24 protein-coding genes are annotated in these 20,778 nt (G+C 53.9%); 18 read left to right on the forward strand and 6 right to left on the reverse strand.

Going from position 1 to position 20,778, the window contains the following annotated elements:
• The 13 genes from lptE (at position 1) to lipA (ending at position 12,366) form a co-directional block, all read left to right on the forward strand.
• On the forward strand, positions 1-570 hold the full coding sequence (gene lptE / locus FHC52_RS08545; RefSeq protein WP_008501042.1) for an LPS assembly lipoprotein LptE: 570 nt from the start codon (positions 1-3) through the stop codon (positions 568-570).
• Positions 570-1,601, forward strand: a complete 1,032-nt coding sequence (gene holA / locus FHC52_RS08550; protein ID WP_039024429.1) for a DNA polymerase III subunit delta — start codon at positions 570-572, stop codon at positions 1,599-1,601. The genes lptE and holA overlap by 1 nt, the downstream gene beginning before the upstream one ends.
• Positions 1,594-2,259 (forward strand): nicotinate-nucleotide adenylyltransferase, encoded by a 666-nt coding sequence (nadD, locus tag FHC52_RS08555; RefSeq protein ID WP_021242579.1) that lies wholly within the window; start codon positions 1,594-1,596, stop codon positions 2,257-2,259. Before holA ends, nadD begins: the two co-directional genes overlap by 8 nt.
• Positions 2,260-2,528: 269 nt before the next feature.
• Positions 2,529-2,846, forward strand: a complete 318-nt coding sequence (gene rsfS, locus FHC52_RS08560) for a ribosome silencing factor (RefSeq protein WP_003858696.1) — start codon at positions 2,529-2,531, stop codon at positions 2,844-2,846.
• 3 nt (positions 2,847-2,849) lie between these two features.
• On the forward strand, positions 2,850-3,317 hold the full coding sequence (gene rlmH, locus FHC52_RS08565; protein ID WP_003858701.1) for a 23S rRNA (pseudouridine(1915)-N(3))-methyltransferase RlmH: 468 nt from the start codon (positions 2,850-2,852) through the stop codon (positions 3,315-3,317).
• A 28-nt stretch (positions 3,318-3,345) separates the two neighbouring features.
• A complete protein-coding gene (gene mrdA / locus FHC52_RS08570) occupies positions 3,346-5,247 on the forward strand; it encodes a peptidoglycan DD-transpeptidase MrdA (protein ID WP_023293034.1) in 1,902 nt (633 codons plus the stop codon).
• Positions 5,248-5,249: 2 nt separating this feature from the next.
• Positions 5,250-6,362: a peptidoglycan glycosyltransferase MrdB gene (gene mrdB, locus FHC52_RS08575; protein ID WP_008501037.1), complete on the forward strand. Its 1,113-nt coding sequence runs from the start codon at positions 5,250-5,252 to the stop codon at positions 6,360-6,362.
• A gap of 16 nt (positions 6,363-6,378) precedes the next feature.
• Complete coding sequence (gene rlpA, locus FHC52_RS08580; RefSeq protein ID WP_021242581.1) at positions 6,379-7,491, forward strand: endolytic peptidoglycan transglycosylase RlpA; 1,113 nt, start codon at positions 6,379-6,381, stop codon at positions 7,489-7,491.
• A gap of 139 nt (positions 7,492-7,630) precedes the next feature.
• Positions 7,631-8,842 carry a D-alanyl-D-alanine carboxypeptidase DacA gene (gene dacA, locus FHC52_RS08585; RefSeq protein WP_008501035.1) on the forward strand — a complete coding sequence of 404 codons (1,212 nt, stop codon included), beginning with the start codon at positions 7,631-7,633 and terminating at the stop codon, positions 8,840-8,842.
• A gap of 106 nt (positions 8,843-8,948) precedes the next feature.
• Positions 8,949-9,212 (forward strand): DUF493 family protein YbeD, encoded by a 264-nt coding sequence (ybeD, locus tag FHC52_RS08590; RefSeq protein ID WP_003858718.1) that lies wholly within the window; start codon positions 8,949-8,951, stop codon positions 9,210-9,212.
• Between the two features lie 94 nt (positions 9,213-9,306).
• Positions 9,307-9,948: a lipoyl(octanoyl) transferase LipB gene (gene lipB / locus FHC52_RS08595; protein WP_008501034.1), complete on the forward strand. Its 642-nt coding sequence runs from the start codon at positions 9,307-9,309 to the stop codon at positions 9,946-9,948.
• A 291-nt stretch (positions 9,949-10,239) separates the two neighbouring features.
• Positions 10,240-11,193, forward strand: coding sequence for a YbeF family transcriptional regulator (locus tag FHC52_RS08600; protein WP_008501033.1), 954 nt, complete (start codon positions 10,240-10,242; stop codon positions 11,191-11,193).
• A 207-nt stretch (positions 11,194-11,400) separates the two neighbouring features.
• Positions 11,401-12,366 (forward strand): lipoyl synthase, encoded by a 966-nt coding sequence (lipA, locus tag FHC52_RS08605; protein WP_008501032.1) that lies wholly within the window; start codon positions 11,401-11,403, stop codon positions 12,364-12,366.
• A gap of 81 nt (positions 12,367-12,447) precedes the next feature.
• Here the strand turns inward: lipA and tatE are convergent, their stop codons facing one another.
• Positions 12,448-12,651, reverse strand: a complete 204-nt coding sequence (gene tatE / locus FHC52_RS08610) for a twin-arginine translocase subunit TatE (protein ID WP_008501031.1) — start codon at positions 12,649-12,651, stop codon at positions 12,448-12,450.
• 125 nt (positions 12,652-12,776) lie between these two features.
• Positions 12,777-13,565 carry a deaminated glutathione amidase gene (locus FHC52_RS08615; RefSeq protein WP_126288510.1) on the reverse strand — a complete coding sequence of 263 codons (789 nt, stop codon included), beginning with the start codon at positions 13,563-13,565 and terminating at the stop codon, positions 12,777-12,779.
• Positions 13,566-13,632: 67 nt separating this feature from the next.
• Here FHC52_RS08615 and crcB point away from each other — a divergent pair, with 67 nt between their 5' ends.
• Positions 13,633-14,016: a fluoride efflux transporter CrcB gene (gene crcB / locus FHC52_RS08620; RefSeq protein ID WP_008501029.1), complete on the forward strand. Its 384-nt coding sequence runs from the start codon at positions 13,633-13,635 to the stop codon at positions 14,014-14,016.
• Between the two features lie 219 nt (positions 14,017-14,235).
• Here the strand turns inward: crcB and cspE are convergent, their stop codons facing one another.
• Entirely contained in the window at positions 14,236-14,445 is a 210-nt protein-coding gene (cspE, locus tag FHC52_RS08625) for a transcription antiterminator/RNA stability regulator CspE (RefSeq protein ID WP_002439184.1), read from the reverse strand.
• Positions 14,446-14,635: 190 nt separating this feature from the next.
• Positions 14,636-15,253 carry a lipid IV(A) palmitoyltransferase PagP gene (pagP, locus tag FHC52_RS08630; RefSeq protein WP_008501026.1) on the reverse strand — a complete coding sequence of 206 codons (618 nt, stop codon included), beginning with the start codon at positions 15,251-15,253 and terminating at the stop codon, positions 14,636-14,638.
• A 394-nt stretch (positions 15,254-15,647) separates the two neighbouring features.
• Here pagP and dcuC point away from each other — a divergent pair, with 394 nt between their 5' ends.
• Entirely contained in the window at positions 15,648-17,015 is a 1,368-nt protein-coding gene (gene dcuC, locus FHC52_RS08635; protein WP_021242585.1) for an anaerobic C4-dicarboxylate transporter DcuC, read from the forward strand.
• Positions 17,016-17,109: 94 nt separating this feature from the next.
• Complete coding sequence (gene rna / locus FHC52_RS08640; protein ID WP_100122694.1) at positions 17,110-17,919, forward strand: ribonuclease I; 810 nt, start codon at positions 17,110-17,112, stop codon at positions 17,917-17,919.
• Here the strand turns inward: rna and FHC52_RS08645 are convergent.
• Positions 17,913-18,530, reverse strand: a complete 618-nt coding sequence (locus FHC52_RS08645; protein ID WP_063417924.1) for a flavin reductase family protein — start codon at positions 18,528-18,530, stop codon at positions 17,913-17,915. The genes rna and FHC52_RS08645 overlap by 7 nt on opposite strands.
• Before the next feature lie 246 nt (positions 18,531-18,776).
• Between FHC52_RS08645 and rnk the strand changes: the two genes are divergently transcribed.
• The gene (rnk, locus tag FHC52_RS08650; protein ID WP_008501021.1) at positions 18,777-19,187 is read left to right on the forward strand and encodes a nucleoside diphosphate kinase regulator; all 411 of its coding nucleotides are present in this window, start codon (positions 18,777-18,779) and stop codon (positions 19,185-19,187) included.
• Between the two features lie 139 nt (positions 19,188-19,326).
• On the forward strand, positions 19,327-19,416 hold the full coding sequence (gene yldA, locus FHC52_RS22925; protein ID WP_008501020.1) for a small membrane protein YldA: 90 nt from the start codon (positions 19,327-19,329) through the stop codon (positions 19,414-19,416).
• A 10-nt stretch (positions 19,417-19,426) separates the two neighbouring features.
• Here yldA and FHC52_RS08655 read toward each other — a convergent pair whose 3' ends face one another.
• Entirely contained in the window at positions 19,427-20,665 is a 1,239-nt protein-coding gene (locus tag FHC52_RS08655) for a zinc-dependent alcohol dehydrogenase (protein WP_008501018.1), read from the reverse strand.
• Positions 20,666-20,778 lie beyond the last annotated feature (113 nt).

Here is a 20,778-nt window from a genome sequence, read left to right on the forward strand (position 1 = left end):
GTGCGACAACTGGCAACAATACTCTTATCTCTGGCGGTGCTTGTCACCGCTGGCTGCGGCTGGCACCTGCGCAATACCACGGCGGTGCCTGCTCAGATGAAAACCATGATCTTTGATTCCGGAGATCCGAACGGTCCACTCAGCCGGGCAATTCGCAATCAGCTGCGTCTGAACGGCGTTGAGCTTGTTGAGAAACAGACGCTGCGTCAGGATGTACCGTCTCTGCGTGTGACAGGAAGTGGCCTGTCGAGAGACACTGCGTCTATCTTCCAGGATGGCCGTACCGCAGAGTATCAAATGGTGTTGACGGTCAACGCGGCAGTCCTGATCCCGGGTAAAGATATCTATCCGATCAGCACGAAAGTGTACCGTTCGTTCTTCGATAACCCGCAGACGGCGCTGGCAAAAGATGCCGAACAGCAGATTATCATCAACGAAATGTACGACAAGGCGGCGGAGCAGCTGATCCGTAAACTGCCAAGTATTGCAGCGTCAACCAAACAAGGATCTGACATTGTTGATAAACCGGTTGATGGCACGCTTCCTGCTGCTAACTCTCTGGGTAAATGATGATCAGGCTGTATCCTGAACAACTCCGCGCGCAGCTCAATGAAGGGCTGCGCGCGGCGTATCTGCTTCTTGGAAACGATCCGTTATTACTTCAGGAAAGCCTGGATGCCGTGCGGCATGCCGCCGCCGCGCAGGGCTTTGATGAACACCACACCGTCCAGCTGGATAACAATACCGACTGGAACGCCCTCTTCTCGCTCTGTCAGGCGATGAGCCTGTTCGCATCGCGCCAGACGATTCAGATCCTGCTGCCGGAAAACGGGCCTAACGCGGCGATGAACGAGCAGCTCGCTACGCTGGTCAGCCTCTTACACAGCGATCTGATCCTGATTGTGCGTGGCAACAAGCTGACCAAAGCGCAGGAAAACGCGGCATGGTTTACCCAACTCGCGCCCCACGCGGTGTTGGTCACCTGTCAGACGCCTGAGCAGGCGCATCTGCCTAAATGGGTCGCCGCGAGAGCGAAGCAGCACAACCTTCAGCTGGATGATGCGGCGAACCAGCTGCTCTGCTACTGCTATGAAGGTAACCTGCTGGCCCTGGCGCAGGCGCTGGACAGACTCTCCCTGCTCTGGCCGGACGGCAAGCTGACCTTGCCGCGCGTCGAGCAGGCTGTTAACGACGCGGCGCACTTCACGCCGTTCCACTGGGTGGACGCGCTGCTGTCGGCAAAAAGTAAACGCGCCCTGCATATTCTGCAGCAGCTGCGCCTCGAAGGGAGCGAACCGGTCATTCTGCTGCGTACGCTGCAGCGCGAACTGCTGCTGCTGATTACGCTCAAGCGTCAGTCTGCCCATACGCCTTTGCGTTCGCTGTTTGATAAACACCGGGTGTGGCAAAATCGCCGGGCTTTGACTTCCGAGGCCATCAACCGTCTGAGTCATGAACAGCTTCGCCAGGCGGTACAGCTTCTGATGCGCGCCGAACTCACGTTAAAACAAGATTACGGCCAGTCGGTCTGGGCTGAGCTGGAAAGCCTTTCCCTGCTGCTCTGCCACAAGGCGCTGGCAGACGTTTTTATTGATGGATAGTATGCACTCTTTACAGGCCCTGTATGGCGGCACCTTCGACCCGGTACACTACGGGCATCTGAAGCCGGTTGAAATTCTGGCGAATCTGATCGGCCTTCAGCGCGTCACCATCATGCCCAATAATGTCCCGCCCCATCGTCCACAGCCTGAGGCGACCAGCGAGCAGCGAAAAGAGATGCTTGCCCTGGCCATCGCAGATAAGCCGCTCTTCCGGCTTGACGAGCGTGAGCTGCGTCGCGATACGCCCTCCTGGACCTCGCAGACGCTTCAGGAGTGGCGCACAGAACAAGGTCCAGACCAGCCGCTGGCTTTTATCATCGGACAGGACTCCCTGCTGAACTTCCCCACATGGCATAAATATGAAACCATCCTGGAGAACAGCCACCTGCTCGTCTGCCGCCGTCCTGGCTATCCGCTAACCATGCGCGAAGCGCAGTACCAGCAGTGGCTGGAAGATCATCTCACCGCCAATGTTGAAGATCTCCACAATCAGCCTGCCGGGAAGATTTATCTGGCGGAAACGCCGTGGTTCGATATCTCTGCAACCCTCATTCGCGAGCGCTTACAGCAGGGTTTAGCGTGTGACGATCTGCTCCCCGCACCGGTGCTGGCCTATATCCATACGCATGGTTTGTATCAGAAAAGCGCAGATGAATAGCCGGAGGGCATAAAAAGCGGCTTATTGTTTATCCTGCCTTGACAGGGTAAGCCATACTGTTATTCTCCGCTGCCAGACTTTCCCGCCGATGATTGCTTTACAGAAATTGTTTTACAAAAATGGCGATGCAATCTCAGGCAGAGGGTGGGATGATACCCGCCTTCAAAAGCCCGACCGGAGACTTTTGTCCCGATACAGGCATGAGTTCAGGTATACTGTCTGGCTACGAATTCAACGTTTTACAATCTCATTCACCCCAGGGGGAAAACTTGCAGGGTAAAGCACTCCAGGATTTTGTTATTGACAAAATTGATGACCTGAAAGGTCAGGACATCATCGCTATCGACGTTAAGGGTAAATCCAGTATTACCGACTGCATGATCATCTGCACCGGTACGTCCACACGTCATGTTGTTTCAATTGCCGATCACGTGGTACAGGAATCACGTGCTGCAGGGCTGTTGCCGCTCGGCGTTGAAGGTGAAGCGACGGCTGACTGGGTGGTTGTCGATCTCGGCGATGTGATTGTCCACGTCATGCAGGAAGAGAGCCGTCGCCTGTATGAGCTGGAAAAACTCTGGGGTTAATGCGTGAAGTTGCAGCTGGTCGCCGTCGGCACCAAAATGCCGGACTGGGTACAAACCGGTTTTACTGAATATCTGCGTCGTTTTCCAAAAGACATGCCGTTCGAACTGGTGGAAATCCCCGCCGGTAAGCGCGGCAAGAACGCCGATATCAAACGTATTCTCGATAAAGAGGGCGAACTGATGCTGGCTGCCGCTGGCAAAAACCGCATCGTCACCCTCGATATTCCAGGAAAACCCTGGGATACGCCGCAGCTGGCGCACGAACTGGAGCGCTGGAAGCAGGATGGCCGTGACGTCAGTCTGTTGATTGGCGGACCCGAAGGGTTATCCCCTGCCTGCAAAGCGGCAGCAGAACAAAGTTGGTCCCTCTCCGCGCTGACGCTTCCCCACCCGCTCGTTCGGGTACTGGTGGCAGAAAGCCTGTATCGCGCGTGGAGCATTACTACCAACCACCCCTATCACCGCGAGTAATGACTGACCAGGGTAGATTAAGCAGCGGATGAAACTACAGAATTCTTTTCGCGACTATACGGCTGAGTCCGCGCTGTTTGTGCGCCGGGCGCTGGTCGCCTTCACCGGGATTTTGCTGCTTACCGGCGTGCTGATCGCCAACCTTTATAATCTGCAAATTGTCCGTTTTACCGACTACCAGACGCGTTCCAACGAAAACCGTATCAAGCTGGTGCCTATCGCGCCCAGCCGCGGCATTATTTACGATCGCAACGGCACCCCGCTGGCGTTAAACCGCACCATCTATCAAATCGAGATGATGCCGGAAAAAGTCGATAATGTTCAGGATACGCTGGAAGCGCTGAAAAGCGTTGTCGACCTTAACGACGACGATATCGCCGCCTTCAAAAAAGAGCGCGCCCGCTCTCACCGTTTCACCTCCATCCCGGTTAAAACCAACCTGACGGAAGTCCAGGTGGCCCGCTTTGCGGTAAACCAGTACCGTTTCCCCGGCGTGGAAGTAAAGGGGTACAAGCGTCGCTACTACCCCTACGGCTCCGCGCTGACGCATGTGATTGGCTACGTCTCCAAGATTAACGACAAAGACGTCGACCGCCTCGATAAAGACGGCAAGCTGGCGAACTACGCCGCAACGCACGACATCGGTAAGCTCGGTATTGAACGCTACTACGAAGATGTCCTGCACGGGCAAACCGGCTATGAAGAGGTTGAGGTTAACAACCGTGGCCGCGTGATTCGCCAGCTTAAAGAAGTGCCGCCTCAGGCGGGGCACGACGTCTATCTGACCCTCGACCTTAAGCTACAGCAGTATATTGAAACCCTGCTGGCGGGCAGCCGCGCAGCCGTTGTGGTCACCGATCCCCGCACCGGCGGCATCCTGGCGATGGTGTCTATGCCAAGCTATGACCCGAACCTGTTTGTTGACGGCATTTCCAGTAAAGACTACTCCGGTCTGCTGAATGACCCCAACACGCCGCTGGTGAACCGCGCGACGCAAGGGGTTTACCCGCCGGCATCCACGGTTAAACCGTACGTGGCGGTCTCTGCACTGAGTGCTGGCGTCATCAACCGCAATACCAGCCTGTTTGACCCAGGCTGGTGGCAGCTGCCCGGTTCAGAAAAGCGCTATCGCGACTGGAAAAAATGGGGCCACGGTCATCTGAACGTCACCAAATCGCTGGAGGAGTCTGCGGATACCTTCTTCTATCAGGTGGCGTATGACATGGGGATCGACCGCCTGTCTGAGTGGATGAGCAAATTCGGCTACGGACACTACACCGGCGTTGACCTGGCAGAAGAACGCTCCGGCAACATGCCGACGCGCGAATGGAAGCTGAAGCGCTTTAAAAAACCGTGGTATCAGGGCGACACCATTCCGGTGGGTATCGGTCAGGGTTACTGGACGGCAACGCCGCTTCAGATGAACAAAGCCATGATGATCCTCATCAATGACGGCGTGGTGAAAGTGCCTCACCTGCTGCAGAGTACGGTTGAAGACGGCAAAAAAGTGCCGTGGAACCAGCCGCACGAAGCGCCGGTGGGTGACATTCATTCCGGCTTCTGGGAAATCGCGAAAGACGGTATGTACGGCGTGGCAAACCGCCCCAACGGTACCGCACACAAGTATTTCGCCGGTACGCCGTACAAAGTGGCGGCGAAGTCCGGTACTGCGCAGGTCTTTGGTCTGAAAGCCAACGAAACCTATAACGCGCACCGCATTGCCGAACGTCTGCGTGACCACAAGCTGATGACGGCGTTTGCCCCATATGACAACCCGCAGGTCGCGGTGGCGATGATTCTGGAGAACGGCGGTGCCGGGCCTGCAGTAGGGACCATCATGCGCCAGATCCTTGACCACATTATGCTGGGTGATAACAACACCGAACTGCCGGCTGAAAACCCGGCCGCCGCTGCGGCGGAGGACCAATAATCATGACGGATAATCCAAATAAAAAATCGCTGTGGGACAAAATCCACATCGACCCAGCCATGCTGCTGATCCTGCTGGCTCTGCTGGTTTACAGCGCGCTGGTTATCTGGAGCGCCAGCGGCCAGGACATCGGGATGATGGAGCGCAAAATCGGCCAGATCGCCATGGGCCTGATCATTATGGTGGTGATGGCGCAGATCCCGCCGCGCGTTTACGAAGGCTGGGCGCCCTACCTCTACATCTTCTGTATTATTTTGCTGGTTGCGGTCGATGCGTTTGGCGCCATTTCAAAAGGGGCGCAGCGCTGGCTGGATTTGGGCATTGTCCGCTTTCAGCCTTCGGAAATTGCCAAAATCGCCGTGCCCTTAATGGTGGCACGCTTTATCAACCGCGACGTCTGCCCGCCGTCGCTGAAGAATACCGCTATCGCGCTGGTGCTGATTTTCCTGCCAACGCTGCTGGTTGCGGCACAGCCTGACCTGGGTACCTCTATCCTCATCGCCCTCTCCGGCCTGTTTGTCCTGTTCCTGTCGGGCCTGAGCTGGCGCCTGATTGGTATCGCGGTAGTGCTGATTGCGGCGTTCATCCCTATTCTCTGGTTCTTCCTGATGCACGATTACCAGCGCCAGCGCGTCATGATGCTGCTCGATCCAGAAACCGATCCGCTGGGCGCGGGCTATCATATTATTCAGTCCAAGATTGCGATTGGCTCCGGCGGCCTGCGCGGTAAAGGCTGGCTGCACGGCACGCAGTCGCAGCTGGAATTTTTACCGGAACGCCACACCGACTTTATCTTTGCCGTTCTGGCGGAAGAGCTGGGGCTGGTGGGCATCTTAATACTCCTGGCCCTATACGTTCTGCTGATCATGCGAGGATTGTGGATTGCAGCACGCGCGCAAACGACCTTTGGTCGCGTCATGGCTGGCGGGTTGATGCTGATTTTATTCGTTTATGTCTTCGTAAATATTGGTATGGTGAGTGGTATTCTGCCGGTGGTAGGCGTACCGCTGCCGCTGGTGAGTTACGGAGGCTCGGCACTGATCGTGTTGATGGCCGGGTTTGGTATCGTGATGTCGATCCATACCCACAGAAAAATGTTGTCAAAAAGCGTATAAAAATAAGGGGATCGGAATGCGTAAGCAGTGGCTGGGGATCTGCATTGCGGCAAGTTTACTTGCGGCCTGTACTAGTGATGATGGTCAGCAACAGGCAACCGTCGCGCCGCCGCAGCCTGCGGTGTGTAATGGCCCGATCGTAGAAATCAGCGGTGCCGATCCCGTTTATGAACCGCTGAATGCCAGTGCCAATCAGGATTACGAGCGCGACGGCAAAAGCTATAAAATTGTTCAGGATCCTTCCCGTTTCAGCCAGGCGGGCTTTGCCGCCATTTATGATGCCGAGCCAGGCAGTAACCTGACGGCCTCCGGAGAGACGTTCGACCCCATGCAGCTGACGGCGGCACATCCGACGCTGCCGATCCCGAGCTATGCCCGTATCACCAACCTGGCAAACGGCCGCATGATCGTCGTGCGTATCAACGACCGCGGCCCGTACGGAAATGACCGGGTGATCTCCCTGTCGCGCGCGTCTGCCGATCGCCTGAATACCTCGAACAACACCAAAGTCCGTATTGACCCGATTATTGTGGCGCAGGATGGTTCGCTGTCCGGTCCGGGTACCGCGTGTACGACGGTGGCGAAACAGACCTATGCCCTGCCCGACCGCCCCAATCTTGACGGCGGAATGGGCAGCGTTTCTTCTCCGGCCGAGCCTGCTCAGCCGGGGGGAGAAATACGCCCAATCAGCAACGACACGCTGCAAAGCGACGATTCAACGGGCGCACCGGTAAAGAGCAGCGGTTTTCTTGGCGCACCGACGACCTTAGCCTCGGGCGTGCTGGAAGGCAGTGAACCTACCCCAGCCCCCGCTCCCGTTGCTGCACCAGCGACCCAGTCGGCTCCCGTAACGGCGCCCGCGGCCACGCAAAGTGCCGCGGTGGCGGCTCCAACAGCGGCCAGCGGCAGCTATGTGGTTCAGGTCGGTGCTGTGAGCGATCAGGCCCGGGCTAAACAGTATCAGCAGCGTCTGAGCCAGCAGTTTGGCGTACCAGGACGCGTTGAGCAGAACGGTGCGGTCTGGCGCATTCAGATGGGGCCGTTTGGCAGCAAATCACAGGCAGCCTCCCTGCAGCAGCGTCTGCAGAATGAAGCTCAGCTTCAGTCATTTATCGCTGTTGCGAAATAATTAACCGGCGGTATCCGAATTGTCAGTTTGTGTAAAACACATTCACAAACTCATGCTTAAAGTCGGATGCCTGCCTGAATAGCATTTGCTATAGTAAGGCACTTTTTTTAATTCCATCACGGATGTCGTAGTTCTGACCATGAAGACCACTTTTTCTGCTCGTTTTGTGCAGCGCATGGCGCTGACCACGGCCCTTTGCGCGGCTGCGCTCTCTGCAGCTCACGCCGATGACCTGAATATCAAGACCATGATCCCCGGCGTTCCGCAAATCGACGCGGAATCCTACATCCTGATCGATTACAACTCTGGCAAAGTGCTGGCAGAACAGAATGCCGATGCCCGCCGTGACCCGGCCAGCCTGACCAAAATGATGACCAGCTACGTTATCGGCCAGGCGATGAAGGCAGGTAAATTCAAAGAAACGGATCTGGTCACCATCGGTAACGATGCGTGGGCAACCGGGAACCCGGTCTTTAAGGGTTCCTCTCTGATGTTCCTGAAACCGGGTATGCAGGTTCCTGTTTCCCAGCTGATTCGCGGTATCAACCTGCAGTCGGGTAACGATGCCTGCGTAGCGATGGCCGATTTCGCCGCCGGTAGTCAGGATGCCTTCGTAGGCCTGATGAACAGCTACGTGAACGCGCTGGGTCTGAAAAACAGCCATTTCCAGACCGTACACGGCCTGGACGCAGACGGTCAGTACAGCTCGGCACGTGACATGGCGTTGATTGGTCAGGCGCTGATCCGCGATGTTCCTAATGAGTACTCTATCTATAAAGAGAAAGAGTTCACCTTCAACGGTATCCGTCAGACCAACCGTAACGGCCTGCTGTGGGATAACAGCCTGAACGTTGACGGTATCAAAACGGGTCACACCGACAAAGCGGGCTACAACCTGGTCGCCTCCGCCACTGAAGGCCAGATGCGTCTGATCTCTGCCGTGATGGGTGGCCGCACCTTTAAAGGCCGTGAAACAGAAAGCAAGAAGCTGCTGACCTGGGGCTTCCGTTTCTTCGAAACCGTGAATCCACTGAAAGCAGGCAAAGAGTTTGCGTCTGAACCGGTCTGGTTCGGCGACAACGACCGTGCTTCTCTCGGCGTTGATAAAGACCTCTACCTTACCATTCCGCGCGGTCGTATGAAGGATCTGAAAGCCAGCTACGTCCTGAACAGCACCGAGCTGCACGCCCCGCTGCAGAAAAATCAGGTCGTGGGCACAATCAACTTCCAGCTGGATGGCAAAACGATCGATCAGCGCCCGCTGGTGGTCCTGCAAGAAATTCCTGAAGGCAATTTCTTCGGCAAAATCATTGATTATATTAAATTGATGTTCCACCACTGGTTTGGTTAAAAATCGAACACTTGAAAGTGTGATTTTGATCCCCATATACTAAGTATCCTGATAACTCCCACCTGACGTGGGAGTTATTATTTTTTGACGTTACGCCGGAGCTGACATGAAAACCAAACTTAACGAACTGCTTGAATTCCCTACCCCATTTACCTACAAAGTAATGGGTCTGGCGAAACCTGAGCTGGTTGATCAGGTGGTTGAAGTGGTACAGCGCCATGCGCCGGGTGACTACTCTCCGTCAGTAAAACCAAGCAGCAAGGGCAACTACCACTCGGTTTCTATTACCATCACTGCGACACACATTGAGCAGGTTGAGACGCTGTACGAAGAGCTCGGCAATATCGAAATCGTTCGTATGGTGCTGTAGTCCCTTTGCGGTTACCCGGTTTGCCGGGTAACCCCTCTCCCCGCTGTGATATACTCCCGTATACCTTTTGTCCCTCGTCTTCGGAGACGCAGTTTTGTATCAGGATAAAATTCTGGTCCGTCACCTCGGGCTGCAACCTTACGAGCCTGTCTCCCAGGCTATGCATGACTTCACCGATTCACGCGATGACACTACCCCCGATGAGATCTGGCTGGTCGAACACCTGCCGGTCTTTACGCAGGGTCAGGCGGGAAAAGCAGAACATTTATTAATGACGGGCGATATTCCGGTTATCCAGAGCGATCGCGGCGGTCAGGTCACGTACCATGGACCCGGGCAGCAGGTGATGTACGTCCTGCTCAATCTGAAGCGCAGAAAGCTCGGCGTGCGTGAACTGGTTACCTTACTGGAACAGACAGTCGTCAATACGCTGGCGGAATACGGGATTGACGCGCATCCGCGAGCCGATGCGCCTGGGGTCTACGTTGGGGAAATGAAGATCTGCTCTCTGGGGCTGCGTATTCGTAAAGGCTGCTCATTCCATGGCCTGGCCTTGAATATTAATATGGATCTCGCGCCTTTCCAGCGCATAAACCCCTGTGGCTACGCCGGCATGGAAATGACGCAAATGCGCCAGTGGGTAGAAACCGCTACGCCAGACACGATTCGTCCCGTGCTGTTAAAGAACGTGTTAGCACTACTTAACAATCCCCCGCACGAATATATCCCTGCTTAATATATCGTACAACAGGGCTCGCTAATTTGACGGGCCACTGTCTATTTACCGTTTTTGCACTTTACAATAATCCATAGATTCTATATTTTCGAAGCGCCCGAATATTACCGCTACATATTATTTAGCCTCCAGCATGCACGGCAAACACGGCATAAGTAACGTGAGCAATTATCACACAAGTGTTTGCTTTTGATAAACAAATGAAACAAAACCAACACTTTACGAATCTCTACAAGCATAATAAATAAATTCAACTATCATTCATATTGTGAATGTATACGGAGTGAAAGCGTGGAGTATAATAATTTACCAGCCAAACGACTGAATGAACCTGGTGGCGAAGACAAGCCGCAAATTTTTCGGACTTTACGTAATATTGATCTCAATTTACTGACTATTTTTGAGGCAGTATATGTCCATAAGGGTATCGTTAACGCTGCGAAAATTCTTAATCTCACGCCATCAGCAATAAGCCAGTCCATCCAAAAGCTACGCGCTATATTTCCTGACCCGTTATTTATCCGTAAGGGCCAGGGGGTAACGCCGACGGCTTACGCCACGCATCTTCATGAGTACATCAGCCAGGGGCTGGAGTCGATTCTGGGCGCACTGGATTTAACCGGGAGCTATGATAAGCAGAGAACCATCACCATCGGCTGTTCTCCTTCTGTGGGTGTGCTGGTGATGCCAGCGATCTTCCAGGCCGTAAAAGAGCATGCTCCGCAGCTCCTGCTTCGCAATGTGCCTCTCCATGAGCCTGACGTTCAGCTTGCCCAGTTCCAGACGGACCTGATTATTGAAAGCGGCAGCTTCAGTGCCAGAGCGCTGGGGCAAAATGTGCTCTATGCGGATAACCTGGTACTGGTTTGCCGTCAGCAGCATCCTGCCCTCAGCGAGCCGCTGACCATCGAAAACCTGCGCAACTACGACCACTCGTCTTTCATGACCGAAGGGCAGTCCAACCATGGCCTTCGTCAGCGTATTGATGAAATTTTCCCGGAACGTCAGATCAGCTTCAGCAGTTACAATATGTTCACCACCGCATCCCTGATAGGCAGCAGCGATATGCTGTGCATCATGCCATCGCGCCTGTACAGCCTGCTCCGGAAATGCTGGCCGCTGGACAGTATCCCCCTCAGCCAGCTTAATGCGGAATCTGTTGAAATTTCACTGCATTACAACAAGCTGAGCTTGCGCGATCCGGTTCTGGAAAACGTCATCCGCATTATCCGTCAGGCCTTCTGACAGGTTGAGCCAGCATAAGCCCCTGCGGCAGGCAGGGCAAAAGGCACAAAACAACAACTATTTTACAAATTGGCGATCTGGCAGGCTGCTTTAACGACCGTTTCAATGATATACTGCCTGTCGTTCGTTCAAAAATAGTTGATAAATACAACATTCCCTTGAATTGAAACGCTTTCCTTCGATATTCGCAACTGGAACACGCACGCTATGAGTAAACCCATTGTGATGGAACGCGGTGTTAAATACCGCGATGCCGATAAAATGGCCCTTATCCCGGTTAAAAACGTGGCTACAGAGCGCGAGGCGCTGTTAAGAAAACCGGAATGGATGAAAATCAAACTTCCGGCCGACTCTTCGCGTATCCAGGGGATCAAAGCGGCGATGCGCAAGAATGGCCTTCACTCCGTTTGTGAAGAAGCCTCTTGTCCGAACCTTGCTGAATGTTTCAATCACGGTACCGCGACGTTTATGATTCTGGGTGCTATCTGTACCCGCCGCTGCCCGTTCTGCGATGTTGCTCATGGCCGTCCGGTCGCACCTGATGCTAACGAACCCCAGAAGCTGGCGCAGACCATCGCCGACATGGCGCTGCGTTACGTGGTTATCACGTCCGTTGACCGTGACGATCTGCGCGACGGCGGAGCACAGCACTTCGCTGACTGTATTACGGCCATTCGCGAGAAAAGCCCAAACATCAAAATCGAGACGCTGGTGCCAGACTTCCGCGGCCGTATGGACCGCGCGCTGGATATCCTGACCGCGACGCCGCCAGATGTATTTAACCACAACCTGGAAAACGTACCGCGTCTCTATCGTCAGGTCCGCCCGGGCGCTGACTATAACTGGTCTCTGAAACTGCTGGAACGCTTCAAAGAAGCGCATCCACATATTCCGACCAAGTCAGGTCTGATGGTAGGTCTGGGTGAAACTAACGATGAAATCATCGAGGTGATGCGCGATCTTCGCCGCCACGGTGTAACCATGCTGACTCTGGGCCAGTATCTGCAGCCAAGCCGTCACCACCTGCCGGTACAGCGCTACGTGAGCCCGGACGAGTTTGATGAAATGAAGGCCGAAGCGCTGGCGATGGGCTTTACTCACGCCGCATGCGGCCCGTTTGTTCGCTCCTCCTACCATGCAGATATGCAGGCAAAAGGCGAAGAAGTTAAATAGAGCTGTAATATTCATTTACAGTAATACAAAAAAACCGGCCTCATGAGCCGGTTTTTTTTCGCAATCCCGCAGGCGTTGCTGTCACTCTTTGTGAGAAAGCTTGTCTGCCGGGACGTCATCCTCAGCGCTTTTCTTCGCGGCTGTATCATCGTCGTTCATTGCTTTCTTAAAGCCTTTGATGGCAGCCCCCAGGTCACCACCCAGCGTGCGTAACTTCTTGGTACCAAACAGCAGGACGACCAGTGCGGCAACCACCAGCAGTTTGGTAATACTAATCTCACCCATAGATACCTTCTTTACTTAAAACAGGCTGCATTCAGCGCCAAAACCTGACTGTATTAACGGTCATTTAGCGCGTGCACACAATAGCAATCTGTAACAAGGTGAATCAAGCATTGTTGAAAAAAACATCACAATAATTGCGGTGGCGCAAACCGACGATTGCGAAGAACAGGTAATTGCTGACGTGCAAGCGCAATTCTGTCTATGTTTATCTCCGCCACCAGCAAATCCGGGGCTTCCGCAGCGGCGGCAATCGTCACACCCAGCGGATCGACTACCCTGCTTTGCCCGATGTTCTTCGTTCCGCATTCTCCTGCAGCAACGACATAGCAGGTGGTATCCAGCGCGCGTGCCGTCAGCAGCGTTGCCCAGTGATGTTCCTTTAACGGCCCTTTAACCCACGCGGCAGGCAGAACCAGCACGTCCGCCCCCTGTAGCGCCAGATGGAGTGCCAGCTCCGGAAAACGCAGGTCATAGCAGGTCATCAGCCCAACCTTTAATCCGTCAATCTCCAGCAGCGGCGGAACACGGTCTCCTGGGTCGACGCGCCGTGATTCCTGAATGCTGAAGGCATCATAAAGATGGAGCTTGGCGTAACGTGCGACTATGGCTCCGCCGCGAATCGCCACCAGCGTATTCACCGCCCGACCCGGCGTAGAGGGAACATGGATTGTTAAGATCGTCGTCATCGTATTGCCCACGCTCTGGGCGAGCAATTGCTGTAAAAATTCACCGTCCAGCGGCTGCGCGGACTTCACGGATAAATTCGGGTCATTATCATCCCTGGCCAGCAGCGCCTCAGGAAGCACCAGCAGCGACGCGCCTTTCTGTTGGGCCTGCATCATCAGATTGACGCATTTTATCGCGTTAGCCTGCCAGTCAGGCGTGACCGCAAATTGCCCTACCGCAACATACATATTTGTCCCCTCATCATAAACGGCGTTAAACTCGCTTCTCTTACACATCAAATAGCAGGTATTTAGCGTGTTACAACTACTTTTAGCCGTTTTTATTGGTGGGGGAACGGGTAGCGTTGCGCGATGGTTTCTCAGTATGCGGTTTAACCCCCTGCATCAGGCGATTCCCATGGGGACGCTGGCTGCAAACCTGATAGGTGCCTTTATCATTGGCATGGGGCTGGCCTGGTTTAACCGAATGACACACATTGACCCAATGTGGAAAGTCCTGATTACCACCGGATTCTGCGGCGGGTTAACCACCTTCTCAACCTTTTCTGCGGAAACGGTTTTTCTCTTTCAGGAAGGCCGTATCGGCTGGGCGCTGATGAATATGGCGATCAATATGCTCGGCTCCTTTGCGATGACGGGGATCGCATTTTGGCTATTTTCTTCCGCAAGCGCGCATTAACAGCCGAACCGTTAATGTTGGCTTAATTTTTCTCTGTCACTCTGGATGCAGTACTGAACGAGGGTGACAGAATGAAACAGAGTCTGATGAGCGCAGGCATGGTGTTGTTAAGCGTGCTGATCGTGGCCAGCTTCCTGAAAATGTATCTGCTTGGCTGATTCAAAACGAAAAAAACCCGCTCAGTGAGCGGGTTTTGAAATTCTTGCTGACGCGTCTGGATTACAGAGCGATTACGTTAGCAGCAGAAGGGCCTTTGGCACCGTTAGTGATTTCGAACTCTACACGCTGACCTTCAGCCAGAGTTTTGAAACCATTAGACTGGATTGCAGAGAAGTGTACGAACACGTCTTTGCTGCCATCTTCAGGAGTAATGAAACCGAATCCTTTGGACTCATTAAACCACTTAACGTTACCTTTAATCTTAGACATCAAAATTACCTTTACATTAAAAAACGACACAAATGCTGTGTCGGTTACCAGTACATCAATTGTGAGACCTTTTGTCCAGCGGATCTTTGATAAAAAGTGACTAAAGTCGCGTTAATTTTCACTGGCAGATTTTTATCGTTTATGAATCAACGGCTGCGCGTTTTATCACCAACAGGTAACGTTTTTTCAGTTAAAACTGAAAACGCATCCAGGCGAAGTAAACGTTACCGTTGTTGTACGTGCCCGGGATGTAGGTCATCTGGAACGTTGCGGGGCCGTAACCGATAGAGGCCAACGGCAGCAGCACCGGGATCGGAATGTAGTTCCAGTTGTCACGCGCGGTGACCCCCGCGGTATAGCCCAACCCGACATGGAAGTTCTCGTCGGCTAGCGGGCGCCAGGTTTTCTCCCAGCCGTAGCCCCCAATCGGCTCCCATTTATTAAAGGAGTCTTTAAAGGCCATCAGATAGATGCCATGCCAGTTTCCCTTATCATCCCAGCGCGACTGACCGAAACCAGCGCCCCACGGACGCTCGTTATATTTATCGGTTTTCTCTTTGTCGTAAGCAAAACGCGCATGCCACGTTATTGCCGGAACATAGAGATCATAATGTTCGGGCGCCGTCCAGGTCTGAGAGACATTATCCGTAAAGGTTGAGAACCACCCTTTATCCGTCGCGTTGTCCTCTGCCTGTGCAACAGAAGAAAACGTTAACTGCCCAAAAATAAACAATAAAATTGAGAAAAATGTATTACGTACGATCACAATGCAATTACCATTCTTAGTATTCGAGGCAAAGTTTACCATAAAGTAGTTGAATCAAGGCTTAACGACATCAGCGTTATTCCTAATTATTCGGCCTTTTTCCGGGAATATTCTCAATAAACTGGACCGCAAGTCTGAATAAGCACATTCAGAGTGAGCCTTTAACCTGTTTAGCCCTGTATATCAGCAACATGCTGAATTACACAAAATATTAACAATCTGTTATCATTGTAAGGACATATTGCGCTATTTCTGACGGTCAAGACTCTCATGGCGTAAATGTAAGAGCCATGGCAAAAACACGGTTGTTCTGCTCTCTAGTCGTCTGTTTATTGATTTTAATCAGCAAGAACAGGCCATTTATTCGGCACATTTTCATCCTTCTTATTTTTATTGATTTTTTGTGCTCCATTGCAGCAGAGATACAGGGGAAATCATGCTTACGTTATTCGAACTCCTTATTGGGGTCGTCGTCATTGTCGGTGTCGCACGCTACATCATTAAAGGCTATTCGGCCACGGGCGTATTATTTGTTGGCGGTTTAACGCTGCTGATTATCAGCGCCATAATGGGACATCAGGTATTACCTGCCAGTGCAACCAGTACGGGTTACACCGCCACTGATATTGTTGAATACATTAAGATATTACTCATGAGCCGCGGCGGCGACCTGGGTATGATGATCATGATGCTGTGCGGTTTTGCCGCCTACATGACCCATATCGGTGCCAACGACATGGTCGTTAAGCTTGCCTCAAAACCGCTGCAATACATCAACTCACCCTATCTGCTGATGGTCGCCGCCTATTTCCTCGCTTGCCTGATGTCGCTGGCCGTGTCGTCGGCAACCGGACTTGGCGTACTGCTCATGGCCACGCTGTTCCCGGTCATGGTGAACGTCGGTATCAGCCGCGGCGCGGCAGCAGCCATTTGCGCGTCTCCGGCAGCCATTATTCTCTCCCCGACCTCCGGCGACGTTGTGCTGGCGGCAAAGGCTGCGGAGATGTCGCTCATCGACTTCGCCTTTAAAACCACGCTGCCAATCTCTATTGTCGCCATTGTGGGAATGGGAATCGCGCATTTCTTCTGGCAGCGCTATCTGGATAAGAAAGAAAACATCAGCCACGAGATGATGGACGTGAGTGAGATCACCACCACCGCACCCGCGTTTTATGCCATTCTGCCCTTCACGCCGATTATCGGAGTGCTGATTTTTGACGGCAAATGGGGCCCGCAGCTGCACATCATCACCATTCTGGTGATCTGCATGCTGCTGGCTGCCGTGCTGGAGTTTGTGCGCGGTTTCAACACGCAAAAGGTGTTCTCTGGTCTGGAAGTCGCCTATCGCGGTATGGCGGATGCCTTCGCTGGCGTGGTGATGCTGCTGGTGGCAGCGGGCGTTTTTGCTCAGGGTCTGAGCACCATCGGCTTTATCCAGAGCCTGATCTCTATCGCCACCTCGTTCGGCTCGGCCAGTATTATCCTGATGCTGGTCCTGGTGGTACTCACCATGCTGGCGGCCATGACCACCGGTTCCGGCAATGCGCCTTTCTACGCTTTCGTGGAGATGATCCCGAAACTGGCCCACTCCTCCGGTATTAACCCGGCCTATCTCTCCATTCCCATGCTGCAGGCGTCAAACCTGGGCCGCACCATTTCCCCGGTATCGGGCGTGGTCGTCGCCGTTGCCGGGATGGCGAAAATCTCGCCATTTGAAGTGGTAAAACGCACCTCAGTGCCCGTTATGGTTGGGCTGATTATCGTGATTATCGCCACGGAAGTGCTGGTGCCCGGCGCAGCCTAAGCTAAATTCCTGATATCCAGAAAGCGCCTGCGGGCGCTTTTTGTGCTTTAATAACCCCCAGAAATCAATCACGCTCATTCGATCAGGAAATCATATGTTCAGGAAGGATATCGTTATCCCGTCTGGGGCAATCGCGCTTGCCCTCTGTGTTTTCTCCACGCAGGCAGAACCGCTCAAGGCAACCCAGTATGGCGATTTCGATCGCTATGTGCTGGCCCTGTCCTGGCAAACCGGTTTTTGCCAGAGCATGGTCGAGCGCAACCGCAATGAACCTGACGAATGTCGCCTGCAAAAAGAGCGCGAAAATAAAGCTGATTTTCTGACCGTTCACGGGCTATGGCCCGGCCTGCCGAAATCCATTGCCGCACGCGGGGTGGATGAACGTCGATGGATGCGTTTTGGCTGCGCCACGCGCCCCATTCCGAACATGCCGGAAGTGAAGGCCAGCCGCAAATGCGATGCCGCCGAAACCGGACTGTCGCTTTCCGCTGCCGCAAAGCTCAACGACGTGATGCCGGGTGCGGGCGGTAATTCCTGCCTGGAACGCTACGAATACGCCAAACATGGCGTCTGCTTTGGTTTCGATCCGGATGCCTATTTCGGCACGATGGTGCGGATGAATCAGGAAGTTAAAAACAGTGCGGTCGGTAAATTCCTTGCCAATAACTACGGAAAACCCGTCAATCGCAGCGACTTTGACAGTGCCGTAGCCAAAAGCTGGGGCAAGGAGAACGTCAGAGCGTTCAAGCTGACCTGCAACGGCAATCCGGCTTATCTGACCGAGATGCAGATTTCGCTGAAGGCTGACGCCATTAACAATCCGCTTTCTGCGACCTCATTTGCCCCGCAGCCACATCCGGGTAACTGCGGAAAACAATTCGTGATTGATAAAGCCGGTTACTGATCCGCGCCCGGGCGCACCATATCAAACCGGTTTTCATCGCTGATGCCATAGTATGCCGTCGGCCCACCCGCACGCAGGATGGGCTGCGCTTTCGCCGTCTGGTATATCCCCTCTTCCAGCAGCGTTTCGGCAATATGGATACCGACCACTTCCCCCAGCACCAGCCACGTGTCCACCGGCGTACCGTCGGCTCCGGTAAGCTGAATGCACTGGGACAGTCGACATTCAAAATTCACCGGGCTTTCTGCAACGCGGGGGGCGTTAACCAGCTGGCTGGCCGCTGGCGTGAGTCCGGCAAAGCTAAATTCATCCCGATCGTGGGGAAGCATCGCGGAGGTTTGATTCATCGCATGTGCGAGATCGCGCGTTGCCAGGTTCCAGACAAACTCCCCGGTTTCCGTAATATTACGCACGCTGTCCTTCCAGCCGTTGCTGGAAAAGCCGATGATCGGCGGGCGGTAGTTAAAGCAGTTGAAGAAACTGTACGGTGCAAGGTTCAGCTGACCGGCCTTGTCGCAAGAGGAGATCCAGCCTATCGGACGTGGACCAATAATGGCGTTCAGCGGGTCATGCGGCAGGCCGTGCCCCTGAGACGGTTGATAGAAGTACATAGTTCTCTCTCGTTGGTGGGCAACGCCCGGGTTCAGGACACTCAGCGTAACGTATTCCGTCAGGAATGAAGACTGAATAAATTTCAGCGAAAATTCATATGGCCCATGAATGTGACTTTCATCACTTCAAACTTGCGCGCTCAGCCAGTATCATCGGGAGAGTTAAACCCTCGCTGCCAGACGGCGAGGGTTTTCTTTTGGATCAGTTTCTGCGTTAGACGCAGCATTAACGACATGGAGTAAAAAATGTCCAGACCTACCATTATCATCAATGAGCTCGACGCAGAACGTATCGACAGGCTGCTGGAAAAAGCGGAATTTGCCTCGCTCCCCGTGGCCGACGCCCTGAATGAGGAGCTCGACCGGGCACAGATGTGCACGCCTGAGACAATGCCACATGACGTGGTCACCATGAACAGCCAGGTGAAATTCCGCAACCTGACCACCGGTGAAGAGTTGACCCGTACGCTGGTATACCCGGCTCAGATGACCGACAGCAGCACACAGCTTTCTGTTCTGGCCCCTGTGGGTGCCGCACTGCTGGGACTGCGTACGGGGGATACGATCCACTGGGAATTACCGGGTGGGGCGTCAACCCATCTGGAAGTGCTGGAGCTGCTCTACCAGCCAGAAGCCGCGGGCGATTACCTGCGTTAATCTCTTCTGAATAAGCGCCTACCCGCTTTGCACAGAGGATGCAGCCGCATCCTCTTTCCGCAAATTCACCCAATTTTCCTATACCGCGCAAAATGGCCTTAATCCACGCTTAACCTGTTTTGGTGCCGCGGGGACGGTCATGAGTGAGATAGGCGTTATCACACTTATCTTTCTGATTTTTGTGGCGATTATCGTCACGGCCGTGCTCTATCTTGAACGCCACTGGTAAGCGAATATTCTCAGGCAACCCCGCCCGGGAAGGCATTCACCAGCCCTTTAACGGTCTGCTCTGCGGCTTCGGGGGTCTCTGCGCCCGGGACCAGAATCACCTTCCGGCACTCCTCCTCCCGTTTTTCGAAAATCTTATAGGCGCGTTCCGCATCCGCAAGGGGGAGATAATGGGTCACGATCTCTTCCGGCGTAAGCAGCCCTTTTTCGATCAGCGGTAACAGTTCACCCAGCCAGGCATGGACGTGCGTCTGGCCCATCTTAAACGTCAGCCCCTTATCAAAGGCATCGCCAAACAGGAAGCCATGGATAAACCCTGCGTATACGCCGGGTACGCTGACCACCCCGCCGCGACGCACGGCAGCAATGCACTGACGCAACGCTTTGCCGCTGCTGCCTTCGATTTTAAGATTGCTGAGGATCGTTTCCGTGGTGCTGCCTTTCGCTTCAAACCCGACCGCATCAATCACGGCGTCAACGCCGCGCTGGCCCGCGGTCTGCTCGATGATTTTTTCCGCCGCGTCGTTGTCATCATCAAAGTTGATGGGGATAGCGCCATAGCGCGCCTCGGCAAATCGCAACCGGTAGGGATGGTGATCGATAACAAAGATCTGCTCAGCCCCCAGCAGCCGCGCACAGGCAATGGTCAGTAGCCCCACCGGCCCGGCGCCAAAAACGGCTACGCTTGAGCCTTTTTCAATCTGCGCATTTTTTGCCGCCTGCCAGGCCGTGGGCAAAATGTCGGACAGGAACAGCGCTTTATCATCAGAAAGAAGCTGCGGGACTTTAAACGGCCCGACGTTACCCTTCGGCACGCGAACGTATTCCGCCTGCCCGCCCGGCACGCCGCCGTAGAGGTGGCTATAGCCAAACAGCGCCGCAGGCGCGGGAATTTGCTTTTTGTTCAGTGCGGCACCCTGCCCGGCGTTGGTATTCTCACAGGCCGCATACTGCTGGAGGCGACAGAAGAAACAGTCCCCGCAGGCGATAACAAAGGGGATCACCACGCGATCGCCCTTTTGCAAATTCTTCACCTCTGCGCCGCACTCGACGATTTCCCCCATAAACTCATGGCCAAAAATATCTCCGTGCTGCACCTTCGGGATCTTTCCGCGGTAGAGATGCAAATCGGAGCCGCAGATAGCCGTGGCCGTGACGCGCAGAATAATATCGTCGGGCTGTTCGATGATGGGGTCGGGGACATTCTCGACGCGAACATGGTGTGGACCGTGATACGTAAGTGCTTTCATGCGACCTCCGAAAGGTTCCGGGTAAGTGTATAAGGGTAGCTACCCCTGAAGGTCTGCCTGTGAATACGGGTCTTTTGAGATTTATCCTGGCAAGATAAGAAAACTGACGGAGC

This window comes from Enterobacter sp. EC_64 (genome assembly GCF_019584165.1).
Taxonomy (GTDB): Bacteria; Pseudomonadota; Gammaproteobacteria; order Enterobacterales; family Enterobacteriaceae; genus Enterobacter; species Enterobacter roggenkampii.

Bases quoted from the DNA above. Each gene is read 5' to 3' on its own strand.
- ybeD (WP_003858718.1), top strand. From the start codon at position 8,949: ATGAAAACCAAACTTAACGAACTGCTTGAATTCCCTACCCCATTTACC.
- rlpA (WP_021242581.1), top strand. From the start codon at position 6,379: ATGCGTAAGCAGTGGCTGGGGATCTGCATTGCGGCAAGTTTACTTGCG.
- FHC52_RS08645 (WP_063417924.1), bottom strand. From the start codon at position 18,530: ATGTACTTCTATCAACCGTCTCAGGGGCACGGCCTGCCGCATGACCCG.
- dacA (WP_008501035.1), top strand. From the start codon at position 7,631: ATGAAGACCACTTTTTCTGCTCGTTTTGTGCAGCGCATGGCGCTGACC.
- tatE (WP_008501031.1), bottom strand. From the start codon at position 12,651: ATGGGTGAGATTAGTATTACCAAACTGCTGGTGGTTGCCGCACTGGTC.
- yldA (WP_008501020.1), top strand. From the start codon at position 19,327: ATGAGTGAGATAGGCGTTATCACACTTATCTTTCTGATTTTTGTGGCG.
- mrdB (WP_008501037.1), top strand. From the start codon at position 5,250: ATGACGGATAATCCAAATAAAAAATCGCTGTGGGACAAAATCCACATC.
- pagP (WP_008501026.1), bottom strand. From the start codon at position 15,253: ATGGTAAACTTTGCCTCGAATACTAAGAATGGTAATTGCATTGTGATC.
- FHC52_RS08655 (WP_008501018.1), bottom strand. From the start codon at position 20,665: ATGAAAGCACTTACGTATCACGGTCCACACCATGTTCGCGTCGAGAAT.
- holA (WP_039024429.1), top strand. From the start codon at position 570: ATGATCAGGCTGTATCCTGAACAACTCCGCGCGCAGCTCAATGAAGGG.
- rnk (WP_008501021.1), top strand. From the start codon at position 18,777: ATGTCCAGACCTACCATTATCATCAATGAGCTCGACGCAGAACGTATC.
- nadD (WP_021242579.1), top strand. From the start codon at position 1,594: ATGGATAGTATGCACTCTTTACAGGCCCTGTATGGCGGCACCTTCGAC.
- mrdA (WP_023293034.1), top strand. From the start codon at position 3,346: ATGAAACTACAGAATTCTTTTCGCGACTATACGGCTGAGTCCGCGCTG.
- cspE (WP_002439184.1), bottom strand. From the start codon at position 14,445: ATGTCTAAGATTAAAGGTAACGTTAAGTGGTTTAATGAGTCCAAAGGA.
- lipA (WP_008501032.1), top strand. From the start codon at position 11,401: ATGAGTAAACCCATTGTGATGGAACGCGGTGTTAAATACCGCGATGCC.
- rna (WP_100122694.1), top strand. From the start codon at position 17,110: ATGTTCAGGAAGGATATCGTTATCCCGTCTGGGGCAATCGCGCTTGCC.
- FHC52_RS08615 (WP_126288510.1), bottom strand. From the start codon at position 13,565: ATGTATGTTGCGGTAGGGCAATTTGCGGTCACGCCTGACTGGCAGGCT.
- dcuC (WP_021242585.1), top strand. From the start codon at position 15,648: ATGCTTACGTTATTCGAACTCCTTATTGGGGTCGTCGTCATTGTCGGT.